The organism is Vibrio breoganii (assembly GCF_024346795.1).
In the GTDB taxonomy this organism is placed as follows: Bacteria; Pseudomonadota; Gammaproteobacteria; order Enterobacterales; family Vibrionaceae; genus Vibrio; species Vibrio breoganii.
Map to the genome: position 1 here is coordinate 822,583 of NZ_AP024865.1, position 22,514 is coordinate 845,096.

General features: G+C 44.0%; 17 protein-coding genes. 11 read left to right on the top strand and 6 right to left on the bottom strand.

Going from position 1 to position 22,514, the window contains the following annotated elements; all coding sequences use genetic code 11:
• The first annotated feature begins 236 nt into the window (after positions 1 to 236).
• The 3 genes from OCU35_RS16745 to OCU35_RS16755 all read left to right on the top strand — a co-directional run bounded on the left by OCU35_RS16745 (position 237) and on the right by OCU35_RS16755 (position 3,210).
• Complete coding sequence (locus OCU35_RS16745) at positions 237 to 998, top strand: oligogalacturonate-specific porin KdgM family protein (RefSeq protein ID WP_261825990.1); 762 nt, start codon at positions 237 to 239, stop codon at positions 996 to 998.
• A gap of 463 nt (positions 999 to 1,461) precedes the next feature.
• Positions 1,462 to 2,142, top strand: a complete 681-nt coding sequence (locus OCU35_RS16750; RefSeq protein ID WP_065210597.1) for an oligogalacturonate-specific porin KdgM family protein — start codon at positions 1,462 to 1,464, stop codon at positions 2,140 to 2,142.
• Between the two features lie 381 nt (positions 2,143 to 2,523).
• Entirely contained in the window at positions 2,524 to 3,210 is a 687-nt protein-coding gene (locus OCU35_RS16755) for an oligogalacturonate-specific porin KdgM family protein (RefSeq protein ID WP_102426952.1), read from the top strand.
• Positions 3,211 to 3,850: 640 nt separating this feature from the next.
• On the opposite strand, the gene OCU35_RS16760 is transcribed toward OCU35_RS16755, so the two are convergent.
• The 3 genes from OCU35_RS16760 to OCU35_RS16770 form a co-directional block, all read right to left on the bottom strand.
• Positions 3,851 to 4,558 (bottom strand): 3'-5' exonuclease, encoded by a 708-nt coding sequence (locus OCU35_RS16760; protein ID WP_017027875.1) that lies wholly within the window; start codon positions 4,556 to 4,558, stop codon positions 3,851 to 3,853.
• Between the two features lie 3 nt (positions 4,559 to 4,561).
• Positions 4,562 to 6,427, bottom strand: a complete 1,866-nt coding sequence (locus OCU35_RS16765) for a DUF294 nucleotidyltransferase-like domain-containing protein (protein ID WP_017027876.1) — start codon at positions 6,425 to 6,427, stop codon at positions 4,562 to 4,564.
• Between the two features lie 182 nt (positions 6,428 to 6,609).
• Positions 6,610 to 7,329 (bottom strand): FadR/GntR family transcriptional regulator, encoded by a 720-nt coding sequence (locus tag OCU35_RS16770; RefSeq protein WP_017027877.1) that lies wholly within the window; start codon positions 7,327 to 7,329, stop codon positions 6,610 to 6,612.
• 601 nt (positions 7,330 to 7,930) lie between these two features.
• Here OCU35_RS16770 and OCU35_RS16775 point away from each other — a divergent pair.
• From OCU35_RS16775 to OCU35_RS16790, 4 genes are all read left to right on the top strand, one after another.
• On the top strand, positions 7,931 to 8,641 hold the full coding sequence (locus OCU35_RS16775; RefSeq protein ID WP_065210593.1) for a FadR/GntR family transcriptional regulator: 711 nt from the start codon (positions 7,931 to 7,933) through the stop codon (positions 8,639 to 8,641).
• Between the two features lie 227 nt (positions 8,642 to 8,868).
• Positions 8,869 to 10,158, top strand: a complete 1,290-nt coding sequence (locus OCU35_RS16780; protein WP_261826562.1) for an MATE family efflux transporter — start codon at positions 8,869 to 8,871, stop codon at positions 10,156 to 10,158.
• Positions 10,159 to 10,245: 87 nt separating this feature from the next.
• Complete coding sequence (locus tag OCU35_RS16785) at positions 10,246 to 11,109, top strand: LysR family transcriptional regulator (RefSeq protein WP_261825991.1); 864 nt, start codon at positions 10,246 to 10,248, stop codon at positions 11,107 to 11,109.
• Between the two features lie 17 nt (positions 11,110 to 11,126).
• The gene (locus tag OCU35_RS16790) at positions 11,127 to 11,942 is read left to right on the top strand and encodes a hypothetical protein (protein ID WP_261825992.1); all 816 of its coding nucleotides are present in this window, start codon (positions 11,127 to 11,129) and stop codon (positions 11,940 to 11,942) included.
• Between the two features lie 54 nt (positions 11,943 to 11,996).
• Here OCU35_RS16790 and OCU35_RS16795 read toward each other — a convergent pair whose 3' ends face one another.
• From OCU35_RS16795 to OCU35_RS16805, 3 genes are all read right to left on the bottom strand, one after another.
• Positions 11,997 to 13,742: a sodium:solute symporter family transporter gene (locus OCU35_RS16795; RefSeq protein ID WP_261825993.1), complete on the bottom strand. Its 1,746-nt coding sequence runs from the start codon at positions 13,740 to 13,742 to the stop codon at positions 11,997 to 11,999.
• Between the two features lie 264 nt (positions 13,743 to 14,006).
• The gene (locus OCU35_RS16800) at positions 14,007 to 16,148 is read right to left on the bottom strand and encodes a heparinase II/III domain-containing protein (protein WP_102334840.1); all 2,142 of its coding nucleotides are present in this window, start codon (positions 16,146 to 16,148) and stop codon (positions 14,007 to 14,009) included.
• The gene (locus OCU35_RS16805) at positions 16,148 to 18,304 is read right to left on the bottom strand and encodes a heparinase II/III-family protein (protein ID WP_261825994.1); all 2,157 of its coding nucleotides are present in this window, start codon (positions 18,302 to 18,304) and stop codon (positions 16,148 to 16,150) included. Before OCU35_RS16805 ends, OCU35_RS16800 begins: the two co-directional genes overlap by 1 nt.
• 318 nt (positions 18,305 to 18,622) lie before the next feature.
• Here OCU35_RS16805 and OCU35_RS16810 point away from each other — a divergent pair, with 318 nt between their 5' ends.
• The 4 genes from OCU35_RS16810 to OCU35_RS16825 all read left to right on the top strand — a co-directional run bounded on the left by OCU35_RS16810 (position 18,623) and on the right by OCU35_RS16825 (position 22,274).
• Positions 18,623 to 18,958 (top strand): cupin domain-containing protein, encoded by a 336-nt coding sequence (locus OCU35_RS16810; protein ID WP_017027883.1) that lies wholly within the window; start codon positions 18,623 to 18,625, stop codon positions 18,956 to 18,958.
• Positions 18,959 to 18,990: 32 nt separating this feature from the next.
• Positions 18,991 to 19,914: a 2-dehydro-3-deoxygluconokinase gene (locus OCU35_RS16815; protein ID WP_017027884.1), complete on the top strand. Its 924-nt coding sequence runs from the start codon at positions 18,991 to 18,993 to the stop codon at positions 19,912 to 19,914.
• A gap of 47 nt (positions 19,915 to 19,961) precedes the next feature.
• Entirely contained in the window at positions 19,962 to 20,585 is a 624-nt protein-coding gene (locus tag OCU35_RS16820; protein ID WP_017032088.1) for a bifunctional 4-hydroxy-2-oxoglutarate aldolase/2-dehydro-3-deoxy-phosphogluconate aldolase, read from the top strand.
• Positions 20,586 to 21,239: 654 nt separating this feature from the next.
• Positions 21,240 to 22,274, top strand: coding sequence for an IS110 family RNA-guided transposase (locus OCU35_RS16825; protein ID WP_261825648.1), 1,035 nt, complete (start codon positions 21,240 to 21,242; stop codon positions 22,272 to 22,274).
• Positions 22,275 to 22,514: the final 240 nt, after the last annotated feature.

Sequence of the window (22,514 nt, forward strand, 5' to 3'; positions counted from 1 at the left end):
CAACTCTAGTCTTGTACATTAAAACAGCGTACGGGTTATTTTAGAAAAATAATTGGAACTTCTCCACCCCTTTCTATACCTGCCTTGCAACTAGTTTCAACACAATTTTCCACGCAAAAAAAACATAAATACGCTCCCCTTAGAGATCTATGTCACATCACTGAATATCGCAAATACTTAAGATGCTTGTCATACATTACGACTTATTAGCAAACGTAAGCAAAGGTTAACAACCAATGAAAACAATGAATAAAGTAACAATCGTACTACTTACTACAGTTGCAGCAGCATCTGTAAACGCTGGTTCTCTTGACTACCGTGGAGAGTACAAACACGAAAGTGAAGAGTTTGCACACCGTGTTAAAATTGGCTCTTCTGTTAAGCTCTCAGATCCAGCAAAACTTTACTTCAGCATTGAACAGAAGTTCAACAGCCACGATAAGTCTGACTTCTTCTACCAAGTAGAGCGCGGCGATTCTGAGTTTGACTGGGGTGTTGCTTATACTCTAAATAAAAACTGGTACGTGCAACCTGGTATGCCAATCACTTTTGGTAATGGTAAAACCACCTATAAACCGCAACTACGTATTGGCTACAAAGCTGATTTCGGTCTGACAACTGCCCTACGCTACCGCCATGAGTTCCAATCTTTTGTAGATGGCACGTCAGATGCAACATCATCTGATGGTAACAGCAAAATTTCCCGTGATGGCAAGACTCTTCAACAGGGCAAAATCACACTAACCGGTTCTTATAAGTTCTCAGATGAAGCATGGAAAAACCTTCAACTTAGCTATGAAGCCAACTACAACCACAACTACGACGACGTTCGCCTGTCTAACAATGAAAATTGGGAGTGGGATCTTGGTGTGAAAGTAGGCTATAAAATTGATAACTTCCGTCCATACGTAGAGCTCTGGAATATCAAAGGTAAAGACGGTTCAAAGACTGATGACCGCCAACTTCGTACACGTGTTGGTATTACCTACAGCTTCTAAATCATAAACATGCTGTATATTTAGGCGGTAGAGTGTCTATCGCCTAGTTTTTCACTAATCGAAAAGTGAAACTAGCTTGTTTACATAAGCTTAAATCTTCTATTCCTCCACCGCACACAACAATTAGGGTTTAACGACTTATTTAAAAGTTCCCTTTCAACACTGCCACCTGTGAAACAGATCACCTTTTGTACACACCTGAATTCAATTGTATTATTAATATATATAAATAAAGCAAGAGATGTAGCACATTTCTAACTCGATTAGCTTTTTTTATGCAACTAAATCAATACACAGCAAAGTCCCTATAAATCAAAGGCTTAAAGTAATTATCGTATTACCCTGAAAAATATAAAAGCTAAAACCGACACTTAAGGTGACGAGCGTCACATGCATCCATTCATCAACACCCTTAATATATTTGTCATACATTAACACCAACAATGACTCATAAGGGTTATCCATGAAAGCTTTAAACAAAGTTACTCTTGCTCTACTTACTACTGTAGCTGCTACTTCAGTAAGCGCTGCTTCTCTTAACGTTCGTCACGAATACAAGAGCCACACTGAACAGCACTCTACTCGCATTAAAATGGGTGATAGCATCGGTAACTTCTACTTTAGTGGTGAACTTAAATTTAAAGGCGCTGACGGCGACTTTATGAAAGACCTTAAGAACAACGGCTGGGAATTAGACCTAGGCTACCGTTATAAAGTTGACGGCACTAACTGGACTATCCAACCAGGTATGCCAATTGAAGGCCGTGAAAGCGGTATGACCTACAAGCCTCAGCTACGTGCTACTTACGCTCTAGAAAGCGTTGACGGCCTTAGCCTAAGTGCTCGTTACCGTTACGACATCAAAACGTACAGCAACGGCGACAGCACAGAAAACCGTCACCGTATTACTGGTAACGTAAACTACTCTGTAGCTGATTGGAAGTTTGGCTTCGAAGCTAACTACTACAACGCTGATGGTTACAACATCTACGACAACACAGAAGAAAACTACGAGCTAAACCTAACGGCTGGCCGTAAGTTTGGTGACTGGTACCCATACGTTGAGTTCGGTGATGTGAGCACAAGTTCTTCTAAAGCGACTCGTGAACTACGTAGCCGTGTAGGTCTAACTTACAGCTTCTAATTACTTGTTTAAGTAACTCCCTTAAAGGCCTCCTATCAACAGGAGGCCTTTTTCCGTTTAGACTCCCTTGTTTCCCCCTACCAGTTACACCTAGCAAGCCTACTGTTTTTGAAAATGCACAAATATGCATCGCCATTAGTGAATGTAACAAAATGCGAACGCAGATCGTTAATCGAAATGACATTTTAATTCTTTTTACAAATCACTAAATCAGATGAAAATCCATTTATTACAATAAGTTAAAGGTATCCAGTGTATTGATAATATTGGCAGTTCTAAAACTACAAACATTAGTGATGGAGATCACATTAAGCACACGTTAAACCCCCTAAGATGCTCGCCCTTATATCAAGACTGTAGATAGTCCCTTTGAGTTACATAATGAAAACCTTTAAGCCTACATCCCTAATACTAACAGCTTGCACAGTAGCAATTTCACTACCTTCATCCGCTGCATCATTTGACGTTCGTCACGAATACAAGAGCCACACTGAACAGCACTCTACCCGTGTTAAAATGGGTGACAGCATCGGTAACTTCTACTTTAGTGGTGAACTTAAATTTAAAGGCGCTGACGGCGACTTTATGAAAGATCTTAAGAATAACGGCTGGGAGCTAGACCTAGGCTACCGTTACAAGGTTGACGGCACTAACTGGACTATCCAGCCAGGTATGCCAATTGAAGGCCGCGAGAGCGGTATGACATACAAACCTCAGCTTCGCGCTACCTATGAGTTTGAATCCGTTGCCGGTTTAAACGTAAGTGCCCGTTACCGTTACGATATCAAAACCTACAGTACCGGAGAAAGCACGGACTTACGTCATAGGCTTACCGCCAACGTAAATTACGCTTATGCCGATTGGCGTTTTGGTTTTGAAGGAAACTATTACAATGCTGACGGGTATGAACTATACAACAATACGGAAGAAGATTACGAACTGAACTTAACGGCGCGTCGCGTAATTGGAAGTTGGGCGCCCTACGTTGAGTTTGGTGATGTAAGCACAAGCCCGGAAAAGTCGACTCGTGAGTTACGCAGCCGTGTTGGCGTAACATATAGCTTCTAGCCAGATTCTCACACACAATTATTAAAGATTTGGCTAAGTTGTCACCCTCGATACAGTAACGCTGTTGACTGGGATCTTGGGGTGCGCTGCAAGTAAACCACGTGCGCTCTAAGAGTCTGCTGACCCGGCATACCGGATGACATTTTTTGCAGTCGGCCGATGTTGAATTGTACGGAGTAGATTCCCGACCAGTGTGCTGGCCCAGAAAAGCATTCGGGAATGACAGGAATTGAGGCTCGAACTCTTACCTTCGTCGTCCTCGAGGGCTCTTATCGAGGACCTGTCTAGCTGAATGTGTAGCATTAGATTCCCGATAAAAACATACGGGAATGACAGGCATTTGACACTCGATCCCTTATCTTCATCGTCCTCGAGGGCTCTTATCGAGGACCTGTTTAACTGAATGTGTAGCCGTAGGTTCCCGACCAGTGTGCAGGCCCAGAAAAGCGCTCGGGAATGACAGGAATTTGAGGCTCGAGTTCTTACCTTCGTCGTCCTCGAGGGCTCTTATCGAGGACCTGCCTAGCTTGATGTGCAGCAGTAGATTCCCGACCAGTGTGCTGGCCCAGAAAAGCATTCGGGAATCACAAGCAATTCAATCTAGGTCCTAGGGCCTAAAACCCTAACACCCCACTCCCCCTCAATTTCCCATCTTATACAAATAGCCAAACTTCAAATCATGATTAGGTTCAAGACGTTTAACTTGTGCCATAAGTAACTCAGCCGTAGCTAGAGCATCGCTCAGTGCATTATGACCGTTGTATTCCGGTAGTTTATAGCGGGCTCGAGTGCCGGACAGCGTTAGATCCACATCTTCAACATCATTACGTGCTTTTGCCATCTTTTTCTCAATACACAAAGTATCCAACCAGATTAGCGGTAAATCCCACACGTGGTAGTTGCTCTTCAAGTATCGGTTGATGAAGTTGGTTTCGACCACACAGCCATGAGCCACAATAACTTTGCCTAAAGCCGCATCGTAAAATGATCGCATTGCGTCGTGTATCGACACACCTTCATCGAGCATCTGTGGAGTGATGTGGTTGATTATCGCCGTCTCTGGCTTAACCTGAGACTCTTGGTTGATATAGAAATGACAGGCACTGGTAAGGTCTACCTTTCTCTTGGATAACACCACCCAGCCTATCGACAAGATCAGATCGTTTTCGCTGTCTAATCCTGTGGTCTCAAGATCCAGAATAATATAATCCAAATCATTGTGTAGAGTCTCTACCTCAGGAGAAGGATTCTCTAGCAATCTCTTGAACAGTCTTGGCGTCGTCTTACTATCTACTAGTGACTTTCTTTTACGCTTAGTGCTTTCTAAAGGATGAAAATATTTAAACATAATCTATCGCGTCCCGAATCTCACTTTTGCGGCCTCTTGCAGATCGGCAATGATCCTAAACGCATCCTTTAGATGCCCGCGCTCAAAACTACCAAAGCTATTTGGATCGATGTGGTTGTTTGGCTCTTCGCCATTCTTCAGCGCAGTCAACTGATGGCTAAATCTAAACGATAGGATAAACTCATACGCCCCTAAAATGTTCTTATATGAATCTTCAGACAGTAAGCCCTTCTCATACGCAATTTGGAAGCGCTTATCTGTTGCTGAGGTATCACTCTCTACCGCTAAGCCGTAAATTCGCGCCAAATCGATAATGAGGTTAATGGCATACTTCTTAACGTTCAGTGTCTTCTTGTTCTCACCCGACTTTTCTAAAACAAGGCTGTTGAAGATACCTAGTGGTGGACTGGTATTCACTGCATCGTTTGTCAATGAAACTAAGAACTCTCGGCTGTTACGAATGTTCATATGCATTTCATCGCGGAGTATTTTTTCAAAGTCATTGTTGCCGTAAACGGAACGAATTTCTAAGAATACACTGATGTTAAGCAGGCGCTCGTATTCTGGATTTGCTACCCACTTTTTGTAGTAGTGCTTCCACATGCTAACCGGTTGCAACCATTTCGGGTTTGCCGCCATGTAGTTACCAGGACATAGCGGATAACTACAGCTTGCAAGGCCATTACACACAAGGCTAGCAAGATGTTTAAAATAAATCTTATCGTTATCGGTCGCATCATCTGTCAGTACGATGGCACTGTCTTGGTCTGACAGCATGTGTACTTCATTTCTCGCATGAGAGCCCGCAACAATCCACGCAAATTCACACGGTGGAGGCCCCAACTTGTCAATAGATATCTGAATAATTCGGCGAGTATACGCATCCATGATCATCGTCATTACCTGCCCAATGACCTCTGGTGCAACCTTCCCTTCCACCAAAGCTTCGAAGATAGCTTGTCTTTCTGGGGTAAAGCTCGACAGAGACTTGATACTGGTTGCGTACTTGATTTTCTCAATCAAGAAAATGGCTTGAACGCGGTGATTCTGTACAAGGTGAGAGGTGGTTAACAAGCCAATCACTTTATTGTTTTCAACAATTGGCAGGTTGCGAATATTGAATTGCATCATTACCGAAGCAGCATGCAACACTAAATCATCGGGTGCGATGGTCAATGGCGAGTATGTCATTACCGAAGAGATAGGCTGGTCGATAGACGCACCTAACGCGATCACTCGCTTGGTCATATCTCTATCAGTAATCAAACCCACGATTTCATCGTTATCATAGATAACAGCACAAGACGTGCGCTTAACTATACGCATCTCATGAGCCACTTCTTGGATTGTGTTGTTCGCCTGCATGACCGCAACTCGGCCACTAGCGACCTCGCTTACTCTTTTTATGAACAAGCCTTTTTCGCGATCTGACCATACGACATCTAAAGCCGATTTGAGGCGGACTTGCGCTTGGGATGCAAAGTGTTCCGCGCTCTCAGGAGATGACTTAAACAGTTGCTGCAGTGCAGAATGAGGAATCAAGTAGAGCAACGTATGCTCAATCGCTACTGCCTTGTAGCCTTTGTCGCTATCGATTTCAGAATCTAGAAACGTAAAACCGAATAGGTCTTCAGGCCCTAGGCGAGCGCGGAGTACACCATCGGATTTTCGCTGCTCCATAGAACCGGTACGCACGATATACAGGTACTTCTCGTCACCCTCAACACAGAGATCAACATCTTCTCCCTTACTGAGATAGGTGATTTTCACCTGAGACGCGAGCTCTCTAAGAGCTGGTTTTGGGATCTTGTCAAAAGGGTCAATCTGACTGATAAACTGAATGATATTGGGTAATAGAGATTGAGGCATAGAAGTTCTCGTAAACTATAGTGAGAGCGCCAAACGGCTAATTAGTCTTATTATATATCTAACATGCGAGTTAGTAACGAAATTGTAACTAATGTGACCGTGATTTATTTCTATAAATCGTTAATTTTTCACATAAAAAAAGCACGCATATGCGTGCTTTTACAATATTAGTAAAGAAACTACTAAATTTCTTCAGGAAGACGGTGATTTGTCGCTTGCAAGTGTTCTGCTGATGCTTGGCGTGCTTTGTCGCTGTTGCCGGCCATGATCGCGTTGTAAATTTCACGGTGTTCGTTGATGCAAGTGCTACCTTCTTCTGACGAATGAACAATAAAGTTCACAAACATAGTCGTCAAAATATTACCAAACGGCAGATAGAAATCGTTACCTGTTGAATTGAAGATCAAGCTATGGAAACGAGTATCTACGTCAGTCCAACGCTCAATATTAAGCTCTGACTCTGACGCAACGTCTACCATCTCTTGAAAGGTTTCAGACAGTTCGATGCGTTGTTCAGCAGTGGCAAATTGTGCAGCAAGTGCACACGCTTCAGGCTCAATGGCACGGCGTAAACCCAAGAATTGCATGCAGAATTGATCAACATCCGCTAGACCATCCATCCACTCTATTAGTTGTGGATCTAAGAAATTCCAGAATGCTCTGTTAACAACTTTAGTGCCAACCTTTGGACGTGACTCCAATAAGCCTTTTGAAGTTAGAAGCTTTACTGCTTCACGAAGTGCTGTACGGCTGATACCGAACTGCTCACACAAGGTCATTTCACCTGGTAGAATTGAGCCTTGAGCTAACTCTCCAGAAAGAATACCGCGCGCAATTTCGCGAGCAACCTGTACGTGCAAACTGCGCTTTGAGCCTGCGATTGAATTAAAGGAACCTGACATAATCTAAACTTACTTATTATTAATGTATTATCTAAGGCCAAATATATCACTCTGATTCAAATGCGCCACAAACCTATACTGTAAACGTGACATGCCCCGTCTAATGGGGGAACCCTAGTGGTAACACAACGCCAACCCAAACCCTCAAACCAACACTTTCCTCATACAACTCATTAACATAAAGCATAGCATTGAATGTGCAACGTCGCCCCTAACGTGACTAAAGTCTGAATTCTTGCCGGTAAATTGATTTATATCTCAGAATTAGTTGATGTTATAAAATGTTATTGTATTATTTTAATTCATGGTGAATGTAGGGGTACGTTGCAATTGCTAACTCGGTAATTGTTAAATTTGACACCCCCTGCTCGTAGTGACTGGGGTTTCACGAGAGAGACTACACTTTAATAAAAACGATGATTACTCTCTCAATGTTAAGTATGCAATGAGTCACTTTATAGACACTTATCGTTTTACTTTGTTACCCGTAACTGCGCATCACTAAACAATGAAAGGCTTCAAAACCTTTCGTCACCGATATCTGGTGACCATTTAAGACCAGTTTAAGCTGGCTTTTGTATATAACTCAGGTGGTAGAAAAATGTCGCTTTTTGCGTTGGTGGAGAATTCAGACCGCCGAATACATGTTCAGGTTGCTAGACAGATTGCACGAAAAATTCTGTCTGGTGAGCTTAAAGAAAATCAAAAAATACCGTGTGAAACGGAGCTTTGTGAAGCGTTTGGCGTTAGCCGTACCGCTTTGCGTGAGTCTACCAAGCTTTTATCCGCTAAAGGCCTTATCGAATCTAAGCCTAAGGTTGGAACTCGTATCTGCCCACGTAGTCAGTGGCACTTCCTAGATCCTCAATTCTTAGATTGGATTCAAGACCTAGAAGACAACAAGCCTTTCCTAGCTCAGTTTCTGGGTTTACGTAAGGCGATTGAACCTGAAGCGTGCGCGCTTGCAGCGACCAATGCTACAGCAGAGCAGCGTAAAGAATTATCAAAGTACTTCCAGCGCATGACCGTTGCAGCTAATGAATTCGACTATGAGAACTGGACGATTAACGATCATCTGTTCCATCAGACAGTGTTCTTAGCCACTGGTAACCAGTTCTACGTGCCTTTCAGCAATATTCTGTCGACTATCTTCAAGCAGTTTATCGACTACTCTGCTGTTGGCGGACGCTTCTGCTTAGAAGAACACAAAGCAATCTACGATGGCATCATGTCTGGTAACGCGAGCCAAGCACGCGATGCGTCTCAAAGCCTACTAGATGATGAGAACCAGACGTTAGCTAAAGCTTCATAAAACTTTTCAGTTAGAAGCTATAAATATCAAACTAACGTTTTGATTATTGATTGTCATCGCAGTCAATGGCACCATTGTAGAAAATAAGTACTATTTTATTACCAGCGAATCAAGTCTTGGCTTGATTCGCTTTTGTTCGTTAATACCAAGGTAATGCTGTGCCAGCTCAATCTTACGTTAGAAAAAACATCTCTATAGCTTGGCCATTGGCGTTGAATGCACTGTTGATGCAGTCAATGTTGATGATCGACACCTTCTTAGTATCGCCCTTAGGTGAGGTCTCCCTTGCCGCTATGGGTATTGCTAGCACCATCGTTGCCTTTATTATTGGCATTCAGATGGCCCTAGCAAATGGTACACAGCTAGTACTAAGCCGCGCCGTTGGCTCTGGTGTTCAGGCATCTTTAGCTAAGGGGTTCTGGTCAGGAATGATCATTAACTTCTCGGTAGCGGCGCTCTTTCTAATTCTACTGCAGTTTTTTGATCACCAGCTTATCGAAGCACTGACCGACGACACCTCTTTGTATGAAGAGATTAACGACTACCTATCGGTTTCCCAATACCTAGTACTGTTCAATGCCATCACTCAAGTGATCATTGCGCTTTTTAATAGCTTAGGTCGAACTAAGATCCCATTTAAAGGCTATCTCATAGAGATGCCCATTAATGCATTTACCTCTTATTTCCTCATCTACGGGTATGCCGGTTTTGAAGGAATGGGCGTAAAAGGAGCTGCGACAGGTACCCTAATCGCCATTATGATTAGAATGGCTTACTTGCTTGCTTGTATGCATCTGTCAAACGAGGTTGACCTGCCATTTAAAAAGCATATTGATGGCATCAGACACAGCATTAAGAACCATTTTATTGAGATATTCCCAGTTGCAGCAAATGTCACCATCTTGTCCATTGGTGCCACTGTTTACCAATTGCTTTACTCTCAGCTCAACATCAATGCGTATGTAGCCATCACACTAGTGATGCCTTGGCTTCGCTCAGGCACTCAATTTATCACCGCATGGGCTCACTCTTCGGCAATATCCATTAGCCAAGCCATCGGGTCTAATAAGATGGACGATCTGGCGAAAAATGTGGATACCAGCATTGATATTGCCGTATGCATCTCGATTATCTGCGCGGTGTTCTTTGGTATTTTGAGCCTGTTCATTGCCGATATATACCCTAATCTCGACCCTGCCACTTACGTAGCTCTAGCCACCATCGCACCGCTGTATATCTTCCTTCCTATCGTTCGAGGCTATAACACAGTACATGGTCATGTATTGCGTGCCCTAGGAAAGACCACCGCAGTCTTTAAGATCAACTTTACTGGCCAATGGGTTATTTCAATCCCATTATGTGCATTAATTATTATGGTGTTTGATGGCTCTATTTTCTGGGCATTTGCTATTCAACCCTTTGAAGAGATTGTTAAAGCATTACCTTTCAGACACTTAGCTAGAAAGTCCCTTAAGGAATTTAACGAAGCTAAAGCCAAAGAGTTGATGTACGACTAAATCTTCATAACAAAAACAGATAGTCTTTATCTTTCTATACGCGTTTATCCCCTATAATCTATACGAAATAGTGATGGGGATAGATAGATGAATACTGAAAAGATCAGAGCGTTTGTTAATGCAGTGGAATGTGGTTCTTTCACCGCTGCTGCCAGAAAACAAAATAAAGCTCAGTCTTGGGTAAGCAATGCAATTGCTGACCTAGAGATCGATCTAAACCTCACCTTGTTTGACAGAAGTGCCTACAAACCTATTCTGACCAGCGAAGGTCAGACACTGCTTCTACATGCCAAAAATCTTCTGTCCGCTGAAACCGCATTTTTAAATCGTGCACATCATCTCTCCGATGGTATCGAAGAGAGAATCGTTGTCGCTGTTGATGATTGGCTAATGAATCAAGACATAAGACTAGCGCTGGTTGAATTTCAAACGACCTTTCCTAGTGTTGAGCTTGTAATTCGACAATTAATGACTCAAGACATCATTCATCTTATTGAAGAAAACGAAGTGGATGTCGCATTAGCAACCGGACGTTGGTTCCTCGATAAAAGCGTGCAGTTTCAAACGTTAGATTACATAGAAACATGCTTGATCTGCTCTAAGAACAACCCTATGGGTCAAAAGAAAGTCGCGCATTCAGATCTTGTCGGTACCAAGCAGATTTCGAGAACAAGCGCTTTTAATCTAGAAAACAAATACCTAGACCTTCCCGATATTGAACACATAAACGTCGATGATATGGAATCAGTCATCACGCTCGTCGAAAATGATATTGGTTGGGCGTTTATCCCCAAAGAAATAGCACTTAATCATCTATCTAGAATCAAGATTGTCGAGACTCTAGTTAGCGAAAAAGGACACCTACTCAGGGTTGAACTCATTACCTCTGAGTTGAGAGCAAATGGCATTGCAACACAATGGCTTAAAAATAAGCTAGCCACACTTTACTAAAATCCATAGGAAAAATTATGTTCAAACAAGTGATTGCTCTAGGGCTATTGCCGCTTCTTGTCGCCTGTAATTCGTCTGATTCTAATACTAACGGCGGAAATGATAATGGTGGGGATGGAGGTTCGATTATCGTACCGGGTGAGCCTGGTATTGATATAGATGGTCCAGATAGCGGTGGTGATGGTGACGGCGGTACTAGTGGTCTCCCATCACAATTACCAGGATTTGAATCAGAAAGCTTCGACCCTGACTACAAAAAAGCATCGATAAACCTTGGATTAGAATATCAAGACATCGAAGCAATCTGCGATACTGATTACTCTGAATTTTTGGACATTAGTACTCAGTACTTCATTAATTGCGATTGGAAAGACCAAAGAGAAAACTTCGTTATTAGCTATACAGAAATTGAGAATAAAGAAAGTGAATTTGATACAAGTGGAGCATCAACGATACAACTGGTTCTAAACAACGACTTTATTAATCGTCAGGAAATAGGAATTAATGCATATCGCATCACAACAAGTAGCGCGGATATTCTAGACATAAATGAATTCAACTTTCTTATCCGTTCCACGGGCATTGCACCCATTGAACCCATTGATCATAAATTCAACTTTGACTACAAGCTTTTAAACAATGGGTTTATTTTGCTCAGCGAGAACGAACCAAACATGGAAACACTGTATATAACTAACCTAAACGATGCGGAAAACAAAAGATTTGAACTACATTTTAACCCCGTACTCGACAGTGGTCAGGTAGACTTAAGCCACACAATTACAAATACAAAGTTATTTGGCTTCGTTTATCAGGCGCTTAGGTACTACTAAACAATACTACTAGGTTCGGGAAATGCAGAGAGCCACAGGCTCTCTGCTATCAGATCAATTTGCTACCAACACCGGCGCCTTACGACTGCGATAAAGATGGCAACCCGCAAGGAATATCAAACAACCAATAATGATAAACACCCCTTTATCAGCCCAAGACTCAAACCAAACACCAATAGCCACTATGAAAATACCGAGTATCTGACTCATGCGCCCTAGGTACTTGCCTTGGCGTCTATCGACCTCAGCTTCCTCTTTGCTGCTGATCGGTGTAGTTAAGTTTGCCATCATGGCATTAAATTCTGTCGCTCGTTGCCCTTCTCGCTCTTTGTAGAACAGTCGAGTGGCAACAAAGAAGCCGCCCGTAATGACAATCTGAGCAACCAGTGCACACACTACCGTTAGGTCAACATACTCTCGATGGGTAAATGCTTCTGCGTTAAACAGTGGCAGTAGCCAGTTCACTTCAAAGATGAAGTGCATAAAGGCAGACACGCATAAGCCAACCACTATGGTTGCCCAACCCGACCAATCCGGCGTTCTCATAACAACAAGTGCAAGTAGCGATGGGATAGACAGTGGCATTTGTAATAGAGCGCCGAACAGCATCATCAAATCAAAGAAGCTGTATTCTCGAATTGAGGCAAACAATAGCGCGGCCCCGACTGACAATAAACCAGAAACCAGTGTGGCGATCTTGCCCATTTTCATCTGCTGACGCTCGGACGCGTTTTGGTTGATCACCGATTGATAGACATTGCGTACAAAGATACCGGCATTTCGATTCAGCGCTGTCGTCATAGGTGCGACTGTTGCCGCTATCATAGCCGCCAGTACCAGCCCTAGTATCCCTTTTGGCATAAAGTAATCGATGTAATAAACGTAAGCGGCATTGTTGGCACTGTCGCCCAAGTTAGGATAGATAGATTGTAGATTCACACCCAGGCCAGCAGTTACCCATGGAGGGATAAACCACATCACAGGCCCCACAACAAACAAAATGCCAGCAACCAAAGCGGCTTTCTTGGCTTCTTTTTCATTGGTGGTCACTAGAAAGCGATAACAAGTCAGCGCGTTGTTGGTGTTGATGGTCTGCTTGCCCATAATAATGAACACCCAAATAGCGCAGATCTGCCAGTATTGGATATCAGATCCCAGCAAGAAGTCACCAGGATAGTTCTCCACCATTTGCGTTGGACCGCCACTGCTATACAGTGCAAACCCGCCCACAGTCATGGTGATGGATACTAGTAGAATCAATTGAATGACGTTGGTTGCCGAAACGGTCCATGAGCCGCCACTTACCGCCACAAAGGTGACTAACGCACCCACAATCATTATGGTTACATAAAGGTCAATACCAAATACGGCAGCGACAAAGATAGCGAGGCCATTCAGCCAAATCGCCGCTGAGAGAATACCAAGAGGGAAACTCAGCCATGTATAGAACTGCTCCGAAACCTTACCAAAGCGCAGCTTGATGACCTCCATTGGAGTGTCCACACGCAACTTTCGATAACGCTCTGCAAAGTACAAGGCAGCCACAAAAAAACCTAGAGCATTACCCCAGAACAAAAATAGTACGGTTAGCCCATCTTCGTATGCTTTGGCTGCGGCTCCGGTAAACGTCCATGCGGAAAACTGCGTCATAAAGGCGGTTGCACCGGCCATCCACCACATCATCGCTCCCCCACCGCGTATAAAACCCGAAGAGGTTTTTGCAAAGCGCTTAAATACTAACGCAGCAAAGATAACGAAAACGAAGTACGCAAGTACTATGGTGAGATCTAGCAGTTCCATAGGGCTCCTGAATTAATAACGACCAATAGCGATTTAACTGGCAAATATTATTGAAATGGCGGTCCATATTTTACCATTCAGCCCACAGGTTTTTTGTCGCATATGACCGGTTTCACAGATTTGCTAAGCGCGGTGTTAAGTTAATATGCAACACGGTATTACATTTACTTCAAGCACTTAGCCATAAAAAAACGGATGTAAGGTTAAACCCTACATCCGTTTATCTTTTATGCTGTGCCAATCTAGACGATTAGCAACTCACTCTTAGATTTGAGCGAAAGAACCAGTCCAAGTGAACTCGCCTACCGTGTGCTCAGATTGTTGAGCGTCTTCTGCACGGTTAGAGATACCGAAGTGATAAGTGTTACCCGTAGTCGTTTGAATACGAATCACTGTACCGTCTACTGTATCAGCCACTACGTTTACAGACTCAACTAGACCACGAGCATTTACAGATTGCTCGAACTCTTCGTTGAAGTAACCGTGAGTTTCAAGAACAGAAGCAAACACATGATCTTTACCCGATTGGCGCATGATCATTGCAGGTTCGCTACGCAGGTTGAAGTCATGGTCGTTCGCACCTAGACGAGCAAAAATTACTTCGCTGTCAGCTGCTTGTGCGCTAGTCACTAGTGAGTAGTAGCTGTTGTTAACAAGCCAGCTAACAAGAGAGCTACCTTCAACCTTGCCAGAGCCTAGGTTCCAAAGGTGTTGGTAACCGTCAGACTCACCGACAGGCTTAAGCGTGCTTTGGGTTTGGTATTCAAAATCAGTACGAATGATCTGGCCAGTGTAGTGTACAGGTAGGTCGTACTGGTGCTCTTCTTCAGACTGGATGCGGTAAACATCAATCACTAGAGGCTTTTCGAACTCTTCAAGGTCAGCAAGGATGATGCTGCGCTGCATATCGATGCCTTCGTAGTAGCCAGAGATGCGACCACTCATGCCTTGTAGCTTGTCATTGTCAATGTTGAAGAAGTGCTTCTCACCAAACTTAGACTCAGCTAGTGCTGTGTTGAAGTTGTTCTGAGTTTTCTGATCAACAGTCACAGTGTTGTGAGCAACAGTTTGCTTACAGTAAGACTTGTTCTCAGGAATGTAGCGACCACCGAACTTAGGCTCAACGTTTACCCAACGGCCGTAACCGTAGTCGTGAAGCACTTCGATACCACGGTTGAATACACTTAGGTGCAGGCCATCGTAGTGACCGTGATCCAGTGCAGAGTGGTACTGGTGATCAGAGCCGTGCTGACCAAACCAGATAAGCGCCATAGTGTCGTCATCTTGCGCGTCACGGTGACGTAGGATGCCTAGACCGCCTTTCTCACCTTGAGGGCCATCTGTGATGTATAGGCTACCCCAGTTAAATGGCTTGATTTCATCAGCAGCTTCAACTGCATTAGATAGAGTCAGACCAGAAGTATGAACCCATACGTTTTGCTGGTGGTTAGCCATTGCTAGTAGTGTTTCAGCTTGCTCGTAACGCTGGAAACATACAGATGTTGCCATCACAACGCCTTCATCATTGATAGAGATAGTCTTAGATGAATCGTTACATGCTGGTAGAGAACCGTCTGGGAACGCTGTTTTGAATACTGCGTAAGAGGTTGTCTTGATCACTGAGTCATTAAACTCGTAGATACCAATTTCAGGCTGGCGACGCTCGATAGATTCTGCAAACAGGTAGATCGGACGTAGAGAGAAACGGTGGTAGTAAGGACCTTCCATGTAGTAGCCATCTGGCGAGAACAGTTGGTCAAGCTGAGCTAGGAAACCGCCGCTTACTTTGTCCATTTTCAGGCCGTAAAGCGCTTTGTCTACTGACTCTTGATCGTTAATCGCGTAACCACAGATACCTACTGCTGCTACAGCCCAAAGCCCGTGGTTATGAACGATGTCGAAATCGTGACCGTAAGTCACCACAAACAGGTCGATCATTTGCTTGAAAAGGTCGTTTTCAATCAGTGCTTTTTGCTCATCAGAAAGCGTGTGGAAGATGCAAGAGTACGCACAAGAAGCGTAAAGCATCCACATGTTTTCGTTAAGTGTTTGGTGGAAGATCTTACCTGGAGGGTTAGTATCTTTACTCACGTTGCTTTCAAGCGTTGGGTATACCTTCGCGTATGCAGTAAGCATATCGGCGATGTAATCACGGTATTTTGTTTCTTCAGTGATCAGGAACAAACGACCCGCTAGATCCATGTGGATGTAGTTTTGCTTGTGACGGTTGTGCTCGTAGCCACCACCTTCACCGTGTCCTGGTACTTCAATGCCTACTTCAGCCATGTACGCATCGGTTTGTTTAATGTCGCGCGCTAATGCTTTACCTAATAGGCTATCCTTGCCAAGTTCTTTACGGAGTTCAGCTGCTTCTTCAAAGTTAAGCAGCAATGGTTGGTAGCTCATTAAATCGTCTCCTGAGATTGGGTTTTAACTTCCACTGAATAGTGTCCTGTCCAGTTGAAGGTCTTATCATTAATTATAATTTGATTAACTGTGCTTTCGGTGACATCCGCTTGATTAGAAACAAGCATAGTCACGATAGAATCTTGTGTGGTGATCTCGATAGCAGATCCGGTCTCGTTGTGAGCAAGCACACGAATGTCTTGAACTCGGCCACGAGCATTCACTGATTGCTCAAACTCTTCGTTGAAATAACCGTGCGTTTCAACAACAGAAGCAAATAAAGTGGACTCGCCACGGCTACGCAGAATGAATGAAGGCTCGCTGCGTAGGTTGAAGCTAGGGTCATTAGCACCAGAGCGTGCGAAGATCACTTCACCATTGTTGTTTGAGCTAGTGCCAAGCCAAGTGTGGTAACTGTTATCTTGCAACCAGCTAACCAATGCGGTGTCGTTGGCTTCGCCTGCTGCCACTTTCCACAGATGCTGATAGCCGTGTTCTGTGCCTAGGGTTTCCAGCTCTTTGTATGCGTCATATTCGAAGTTAGTGCGAATAATCTGACCATTGTACTGATGAGAGTAATCATACTGATGCTCACCCTCACCCACGACGCGATACAAATCGATCAGAAGCGGCGCTTCTAGCTCGTCGAGGTTAAGTAGGAATACACTACGTTGCTGAGCAAAACCATCATGATGATCGTTAGCAAACGCACTCATACCCTTTAGGTTATCGTCGTTGACTTGGAAGAAATGCGGCAGTCCATGAACTGAATCTGCACGGTCTACATCGAAGTAGTTCTGACAGGTTTCATCAATGGTTACGCTATTGTGTGCAATGGTTTGACGAGCGTATGACGGGTTTTCAGGAAGGTAACGACCGCCAAACTTAGGCTCAACGTTAATCCAACGAGCAAAACCGTATTCGCGAAGTACTTCATGACCACGATTGAATAGCGTAATGCCTAGTGTGTCGAAGTGGCCGTGACCCATACCGTGCTGACCGTAGTTCATCACTAGCTGAGTAACATCACCATTTTTGTCCTGCATACGAACAAAGCCTTGTGCGCCTTTGTCGCCATCAGGGCCTTCGTTGAGTTCTACACTTGGCCAGAATGGCATGCCGATAGTGCGCTCTGCCGATGCTTCTTCATAAGCGCGAGACACTTTAAGACCGCAAGGATGCATCCAAACACCGTCTTGAATCTTCGCCATACCCAGAATGTTGTCGTCTAGTGAGTAGTGCGCGCCGTAAATGCTAACAGCAACCTGCACACCCATATCCGCAATGCTCATGCTTTGTGACGCATCGTTCATTGCAGGAAATACACCGTTTGGATACGCAGATGCCAATAGAGCTTGTACTGTGTTACCTACTACGCCGTTTTTGTAGTTGTAGATATCCACTTCTGGCATGTGGCGATGAATAATCTCAGCCAGCAACACCAATGGACGAATCGTAAAGCGCGAGTAGTAAGGCCCTTCTAGGTAGTAACCAGAAGGAGCAAATAGATTAGACACTTGGTCTAGGAAGCCACTTGAAGCGTCACGGTCTTTACCGTAAACCGCCATTTCCAAATATTCTGGCTTACCAATCGCTACAGCACAGGCGCCAACAGCGGCAACAGCCCAAACACCGTGGTTGTGAATGTGGTCAAAGCGATGTGAGTACTTATCAATGCTCATCTCAATCATAGGGATAAAGATGCGATCGATAATGCGCTGACGCTGCGCCTCAGTCATAGTTGATGCAACGCAAGAGTACGCGATGCTGGTGAATAGCAACCAACCATGTTCGTTGAGGATCTGATGGAAAATACGACCCGTTGGGTTAGTGTTCTTCTGAACTTGGAAACCTAACTCTAGGTACTTGTCTGCATACTCTTCAAGCAGTGCAGTCACGAAGTCAGCGTATTTCTGTTCTTCAGTGATGAGGAAAAGACGACCTGCAATGTTCATGTAGGTGTAGTTATCTTTGTGACGGTTGTGCTCATAGCTCCCGCCATCACCGTGACCCGGTACCTCTAGTGGTAGGCTCATGAAACGCTCAAGTTGTGCAACGTTCTTAGCGATGGTCTTGCCCATCAGGGTGTCACGGCCAACTTCCTTGCGAAGTTCAATGATCTCTTCGGCAGTCAGCAATATAGGTTGTGTCGTCATTTTGTAGTTTTTCCTCAACTAACGAGAATAATTGTAAACCCACATAAAGTAATACAATATTAACTTTAATCCTATGTGGCGGTCAAAAAAGAATGAATGCTGTCACATAAACAATTTCAAAAAATAACTGTTTGTTACCTATACTTCCATTTCTCTCTATCGCTTGCATATTGTAGGTAAACAAACTTGCTTACAGTTGACCTATGTCACACAACTATAAACTTATTGTATGACAATTAAAAATAATCCATTATTATATGCATAGTTAAAGTTAATTTTTTAGTTTGTAAAAACTCAAAACCATTAAGGAACCTCATCATGAATCCATTTTTCATTTCAAAAGAACAACCTTGGGAAGATCTAGGCGAAGGTCTTAGCCGTCAGATCGTTGGTTACACTGACGAACTAATGGGCGTTCGTGTACGTTTTGAAAAAGGCGCAATCGGCCACCCACACGCGCATGAAATTCATGACCAAATCGGTTACGTAATTTGCGGTAGCTTTGAAGCAGAAATCGAAGGCGAGAAGAAAATCCTTGTTGCTGGCGATGCTTACATTGCTCCTAAGCACTTTGTACACGGTGCTGTAGCTCTAGAAGAAGGCAGTGAGCTTCTAGACTTATTCTCTCCAGCACGTGAAGATTTCCTTAAGTAATCTTTGAAGCACATTTAAGCTTAGGTAAGCATATGAAATCATTAAACATTGCGATCATCGGCGAGTGCATGGTAGAACTTCAGCAGAAAGGTGAACTTCTAAAGCAAGCATTCGGTGGTGATACACTGAACACGGCTCTGTATCTGTCTCGTTTGACTCACAAGCACGGTATCAAAACTAGCTATGTAACAGCATTGGGCCAAGACCCATTCAGTGCTCACATGCTAGAAAGCTGGGAGTCTGAGAACATCGATACAAGCCTAATTGCACGTCTTTCAGACAAGCAACCAGGTCTTTACTACATCGAAACTGATGACACTGGCGAGCGTAGCTTCCACTACTGGCGCAACGACGCTGCAGCGAAGTTCATGTTTGATCAAGCTGAGTCAGCTTCTCTTGTTGACACGCTAAGTGGCTACGATGCTGTTTACCTAAGTGGTATCACTCTAGCTATCTTGACTGAAAACGGTCGCAACGAGCTATTCAAGTTCCTTGAGAACTTCGAAGGTAAAGTATTCTTCGACAACAACTACCGTCCAAAACTATGGGCTAGCCAAGAAGAAGCTCAAAAGTGGTACCTGAAGATGTTAAGCTTCACGGATACAGCGCTCCTGACTTTCGACGACGAGCAAGACCTGTACGGTGACGAGAACGTTGAGCAGTGCATCGAGCGTACAACTAACGCTGGTGTTAAAGAGCTTGTTATCAAGCGTGGCGGTAAAGAGTGTCTAGTAGTTGAAGGCGAAAGCGCAAACTACGTTTCAGCTAACCAGATCGACAACATCGTTGATACGACGGCAGCTGGCGACTCTTTCAGTGCAGGTTTCCTAGCAAAACGTCTATGTGGCGGCACAGCTGTTGAATCAGCGGCTAGCGGTCACGCTGTTGCAGGTACAGTAATTCAGTACGCGGGTGCTATCATCCCTGCTGAAGCAATGCCTGAGCTGTCTCTATAAATTGTCCTGCTCACGCAGACTCACACATTATTTCGATGAGAAAAAACATGACAACTTTGAACGAAAAACTAGCAAGCCTTAAAGTGATTCCAGTAATTGCTATCAACCGCGTTGAAGATGCAATTCCACTAGGTCGCGCTCTTGTTGAAAACGGCATGCCTTGTGCTGAAATAACTCTACGTACTGAGTGTGCAGTTGAAGCTATCCGCGTTATGCGTAAAGAATTCCCAGAAATGCTAATCGGTTCTGGTACTGTTCTTACTAACGAGCAAGTTGATGCTTCTATCGACGCTGGCGTTGACTTCATCGTAAGCCCTGGCTTCAACCCACGTACAGTTCAGTACTGCCTAGACAAAGGCGTTGCTATCGTACCTGGCGTTAACAGCCCAAGCCTAGTTGAGCAAGCAATGGAAATGGGTCTTCGTACTCTTAAATTCTTCCCAGCTGAACCATCAGGTGGCGTTCCAATGCTTAAAGCACTAACTGCTGTTTACCCAGTAAGCTTCATGCCTACTGGCGGCGTTAGCCTTAAGAACGTTGACGAGTACCTAAACATCCCTGCAGTTCTTGCATGTGGTGGTACTTGGATGGTTCCAACTAAGCTAATGGACGAAGGCAAGTGGGACGAGCTAGGTGAACTAGTTCGCGACGCAGTAGCTCACGTTAGCTAATATTGCTTTGCAATTGTTTTGAAAAAGCGAGCCTAGGCTCGCTTTTTTTGTGTCTGGAGTTTGGTGGCGCTGGATGAATTGTTTGGGATGGTGGGCATGGAGTTTGTGTTCAGTCCGTTCGTTACGTTATCACTTTAGGTTTGATTGGATAGAGTCGACTCTGTGCGTTCTAAGATCCTGAGTCGAGCTCAGGATGACGTAACGGTTGAGTATTTCTGTTGGGACTAATACTGCTGACATACGGCTGATAGCAACTAACCAGCATCATTCACCCTACACGTAAACTCAACCTTTTGCCCGCACCTACCCACATACAACCCCTGCCGCCTCACGCCCGTCATACTGGAAGCTATGCAATAGCTATCCAGTATCTTAGGTACTTCAGGGGTTAATTGTCGGTTGAATAAAGAAACTCTGTGCGCTCTAAGTTCCTGAGTCGAGCTCAGGATGACGTAATGGTTGAGTGTTGATGTTCAAACCGATACTAGTGGCATGGCTTAGGAAGTGCCCTTAACCACACTTCCCCACATACAAACTCAGCCCCTCACAACGTCATACTGGAAGCTATGCAATAGCTATCCAGATGTATGGACTCCCTCTCCTTGAGGAGCTACGGTCTTAATCCGACTAAAGATTAGCCAAAGGAGTCCATACATGACTAATCCTAATCTATTAGCTATTGATTTAGCAAAGAATGTATTCCAAGTTTGCAAACTCTGCCCTAACGGAAAAGTCATTTATAACCGCGAAGTCAGTCGAGCAAAACTCAAAGAAATTCTGATAAATGAAAAACAAGCCCTCGTGGCTATGGAAGCCTGTGGCAGTGCACACTACTGGGCTCGATTCGCAATTAGCGCAGGCCACATTGTAAAAGTCATCAATGCCAGAGCAGTAAAAGCTTTTCAAACCAAGCAAAAGACAGATAGGAATGATGCTTTAGCTATTGGTGTTGCAGCACAGCAAGAGCACATCCATGGTACTCATATTCACTCAACTGAGGAGCAGGCACTTCAATCGTTAGAGCGTATGCGACACTTGGCTAAGGTTCAATTAGTCGCACAAAGTAACCAGATGCGAGGAGTATTAGCTGAGTTCGGAATTATTCTACCGCAAGGCCTATCTAAGTTAAGAAAGGAAATCCCTTTCATCCTGGAAGATGCTGATAACTCTTTACCTGATAGTTTTAGAACCGCGCTACACAAGTCATGGTCACATTTATTGGGCCAAATTGAACACTTGCAAGAACTAGATAGGCAGCTCGAGTCTTTGGTTAAGTCGCATCATATTTGCAAAAAGCTGATGAAGCTAGAAGGGGTCGGGCCCTTAGGGGCGCTAGGGTTAGCGTTACGATTAGGGCGAGGTGAAAACTTTTCTAATGGCCGAGAAGCATCCGCTAATATAGGGCTAACACCTAAACAGAACAGTTCCGGCGGGAAAGAACGTATTGGACATATATCTAGGTACAGTGCGGATAAGCGACTTCGTTCAGTTTTATTTCAAGGAGCGCTTTCCGTTATCACTCATGTATTAAACCGTCCAGCGACAACAAACAAAGAACAGTGGTTACAAGCACTTGTCGAACGACGAGGAAAAAAGATCGCTGCAATTGCTTTAGCGAACAAAACCGTTCGAACCGCTTATGCTTTATTAAAGAATGATTCGGACTATCAGCCAATTAAATTGGCATGATAGACCGAGCATAGTCAACGAAGAGCGATGTAAGACAGGTAAGACCGACCAGTATGAGCTAGATAAGATTCGAGGCAGTAAACTTGCCGATATCGAGAAATAGCCTATTGGTGCGACTACATTTTAGGGCGAGGTAGCTCCTCAATAAAGCCCGTATATAAGTGCGCATCTATACTTGTTTTCCAAATTCTTTGTTGATTTACCGAGGGAGTCCATATAAGTATCTTAGGTACTTCAGGT

Excerpts from the sequence above, each read along its gene's own strand:
- OCU35_RS16745 (WP_261825990.1), top strand. The coding sequence starts at position 237 with ATGAAAACAATGAATAAAGTAACAATCGTACTACTTACTACAGTTGCA.
- OCU35_RS16750 (WP_065210597.1), top strand. The coding sequence starts at position 1,462 with ATGAAAGCTTTAAACAAAGTTACTCTTGCTCTACTTACTACTGTAGCT.
- OCU35_RS16755 (WP_102426952.1), top strand. The coding sequence starts at position 2,524 with ATGAAAACCTTTAAGCCTACATCCCTAATACTAACAGCTTGCACAGTA.
- OCU35_RS16760 (WP_017027875.1), bottom strand. The coding sequence starts at position 4,558 with ATGTTTAAATATTTTCATCCTTTAGAAAGCACTAAGCGTAAAAGAAAG.
- OCU35_RS16765 (WP_017027876.1), bottom strand. The coding sequence starts at position 6,427 with ATGCCTCAATCTCTATTACCCAATATCATTCAGTTTATCAGTCAGATT.
- OCU35_RS16770 (WP_017027877.1), bottom strand. The coding sequence starts at position 7,329 with ATGTCAGGTTCCTTTAATTCAATCGCAGGCTCAAAGCGCAGTTTGCAC.
- OCU35_RS16775 (WP_065210593.1), top strand. The coding sequence starts at position 7,931 with ATGTCGCTTTTTGCGTTGGTGGAGAATTCAGACCGCCGAATACATGTT.
- OCU35_RS16780 (WP_261826562.1), top strand. The coding sequence starts at position 8,869 with ATGCAGTCAATGTTGATGATCGACACCTTCTTAGTATCGCCCTTAGGT.
- OCU35_RS16785 (WP_261825991.1), top strand. The coding sequence starts at position 10,246 with ATGAATACTGAAAAGATCAGAGCGTTTGTTAATGCAGTGGAATGTGGT.
- OCU35_RS16790 (WP_261825992.1), top strand. The coding sequence starts at position 11,127 with ATGTTCAAACAAGTGATTGCTCTAGGGCTATTGCCGCTTCTTGTCGCC.
- OCU35_RS16795 (WP_261825993.1), bottom strand. The coding sequence starts at position 13,742 with ATGGAACTGCTAGATCTCACCATAGTACTTGCGTACTTCGTTTTCGTT.
- OCU35_RS16800 (WP_102334840.1), bottom strand. The coding sequence starts at position 16,148 with ATGAGCTACCAACCATTGCTGCTTAACTTTGAAGAAGCAGCTGAACTC.
- OCU35_RS16805 (WP_261825994.1), bottom strand. The coding sequence starts at position 18,304 with ATGACGACACAACCTATATTGCTGACTGCCGAAGAGATCATTGAACTT.
- OCU35_RS16810 (WP_017027883.1), top strand. The coding sequence starts at position 18,623 with ATGAATCCATTTTTCATTTCAAAAGAACAACCTTGGGAAGATCTAGGC.
- OCU35_RS16815 (WP_017027884.1), top strand. The coding sequence starts at position 18,991 with ATGAAATCATTAAACATTGCGATCATCGGCGAGTGCATGGTAGAACTT.
- OCU35_RS16820 (WP_017032088.1), top strand. The coding sequence starts at position 19,962 with ATGACAACTTTGAACGAAAAACTAGCAAGCCTTAAAGTGATTCCAGTA.
- OCU35_RS16825 (WP_261825648.1), top strand. The coding sequence starts at position 21,240 with ATGACTAATCCTAATCTATTAGCTATTGATTTAGCAAAGAATGTATTC.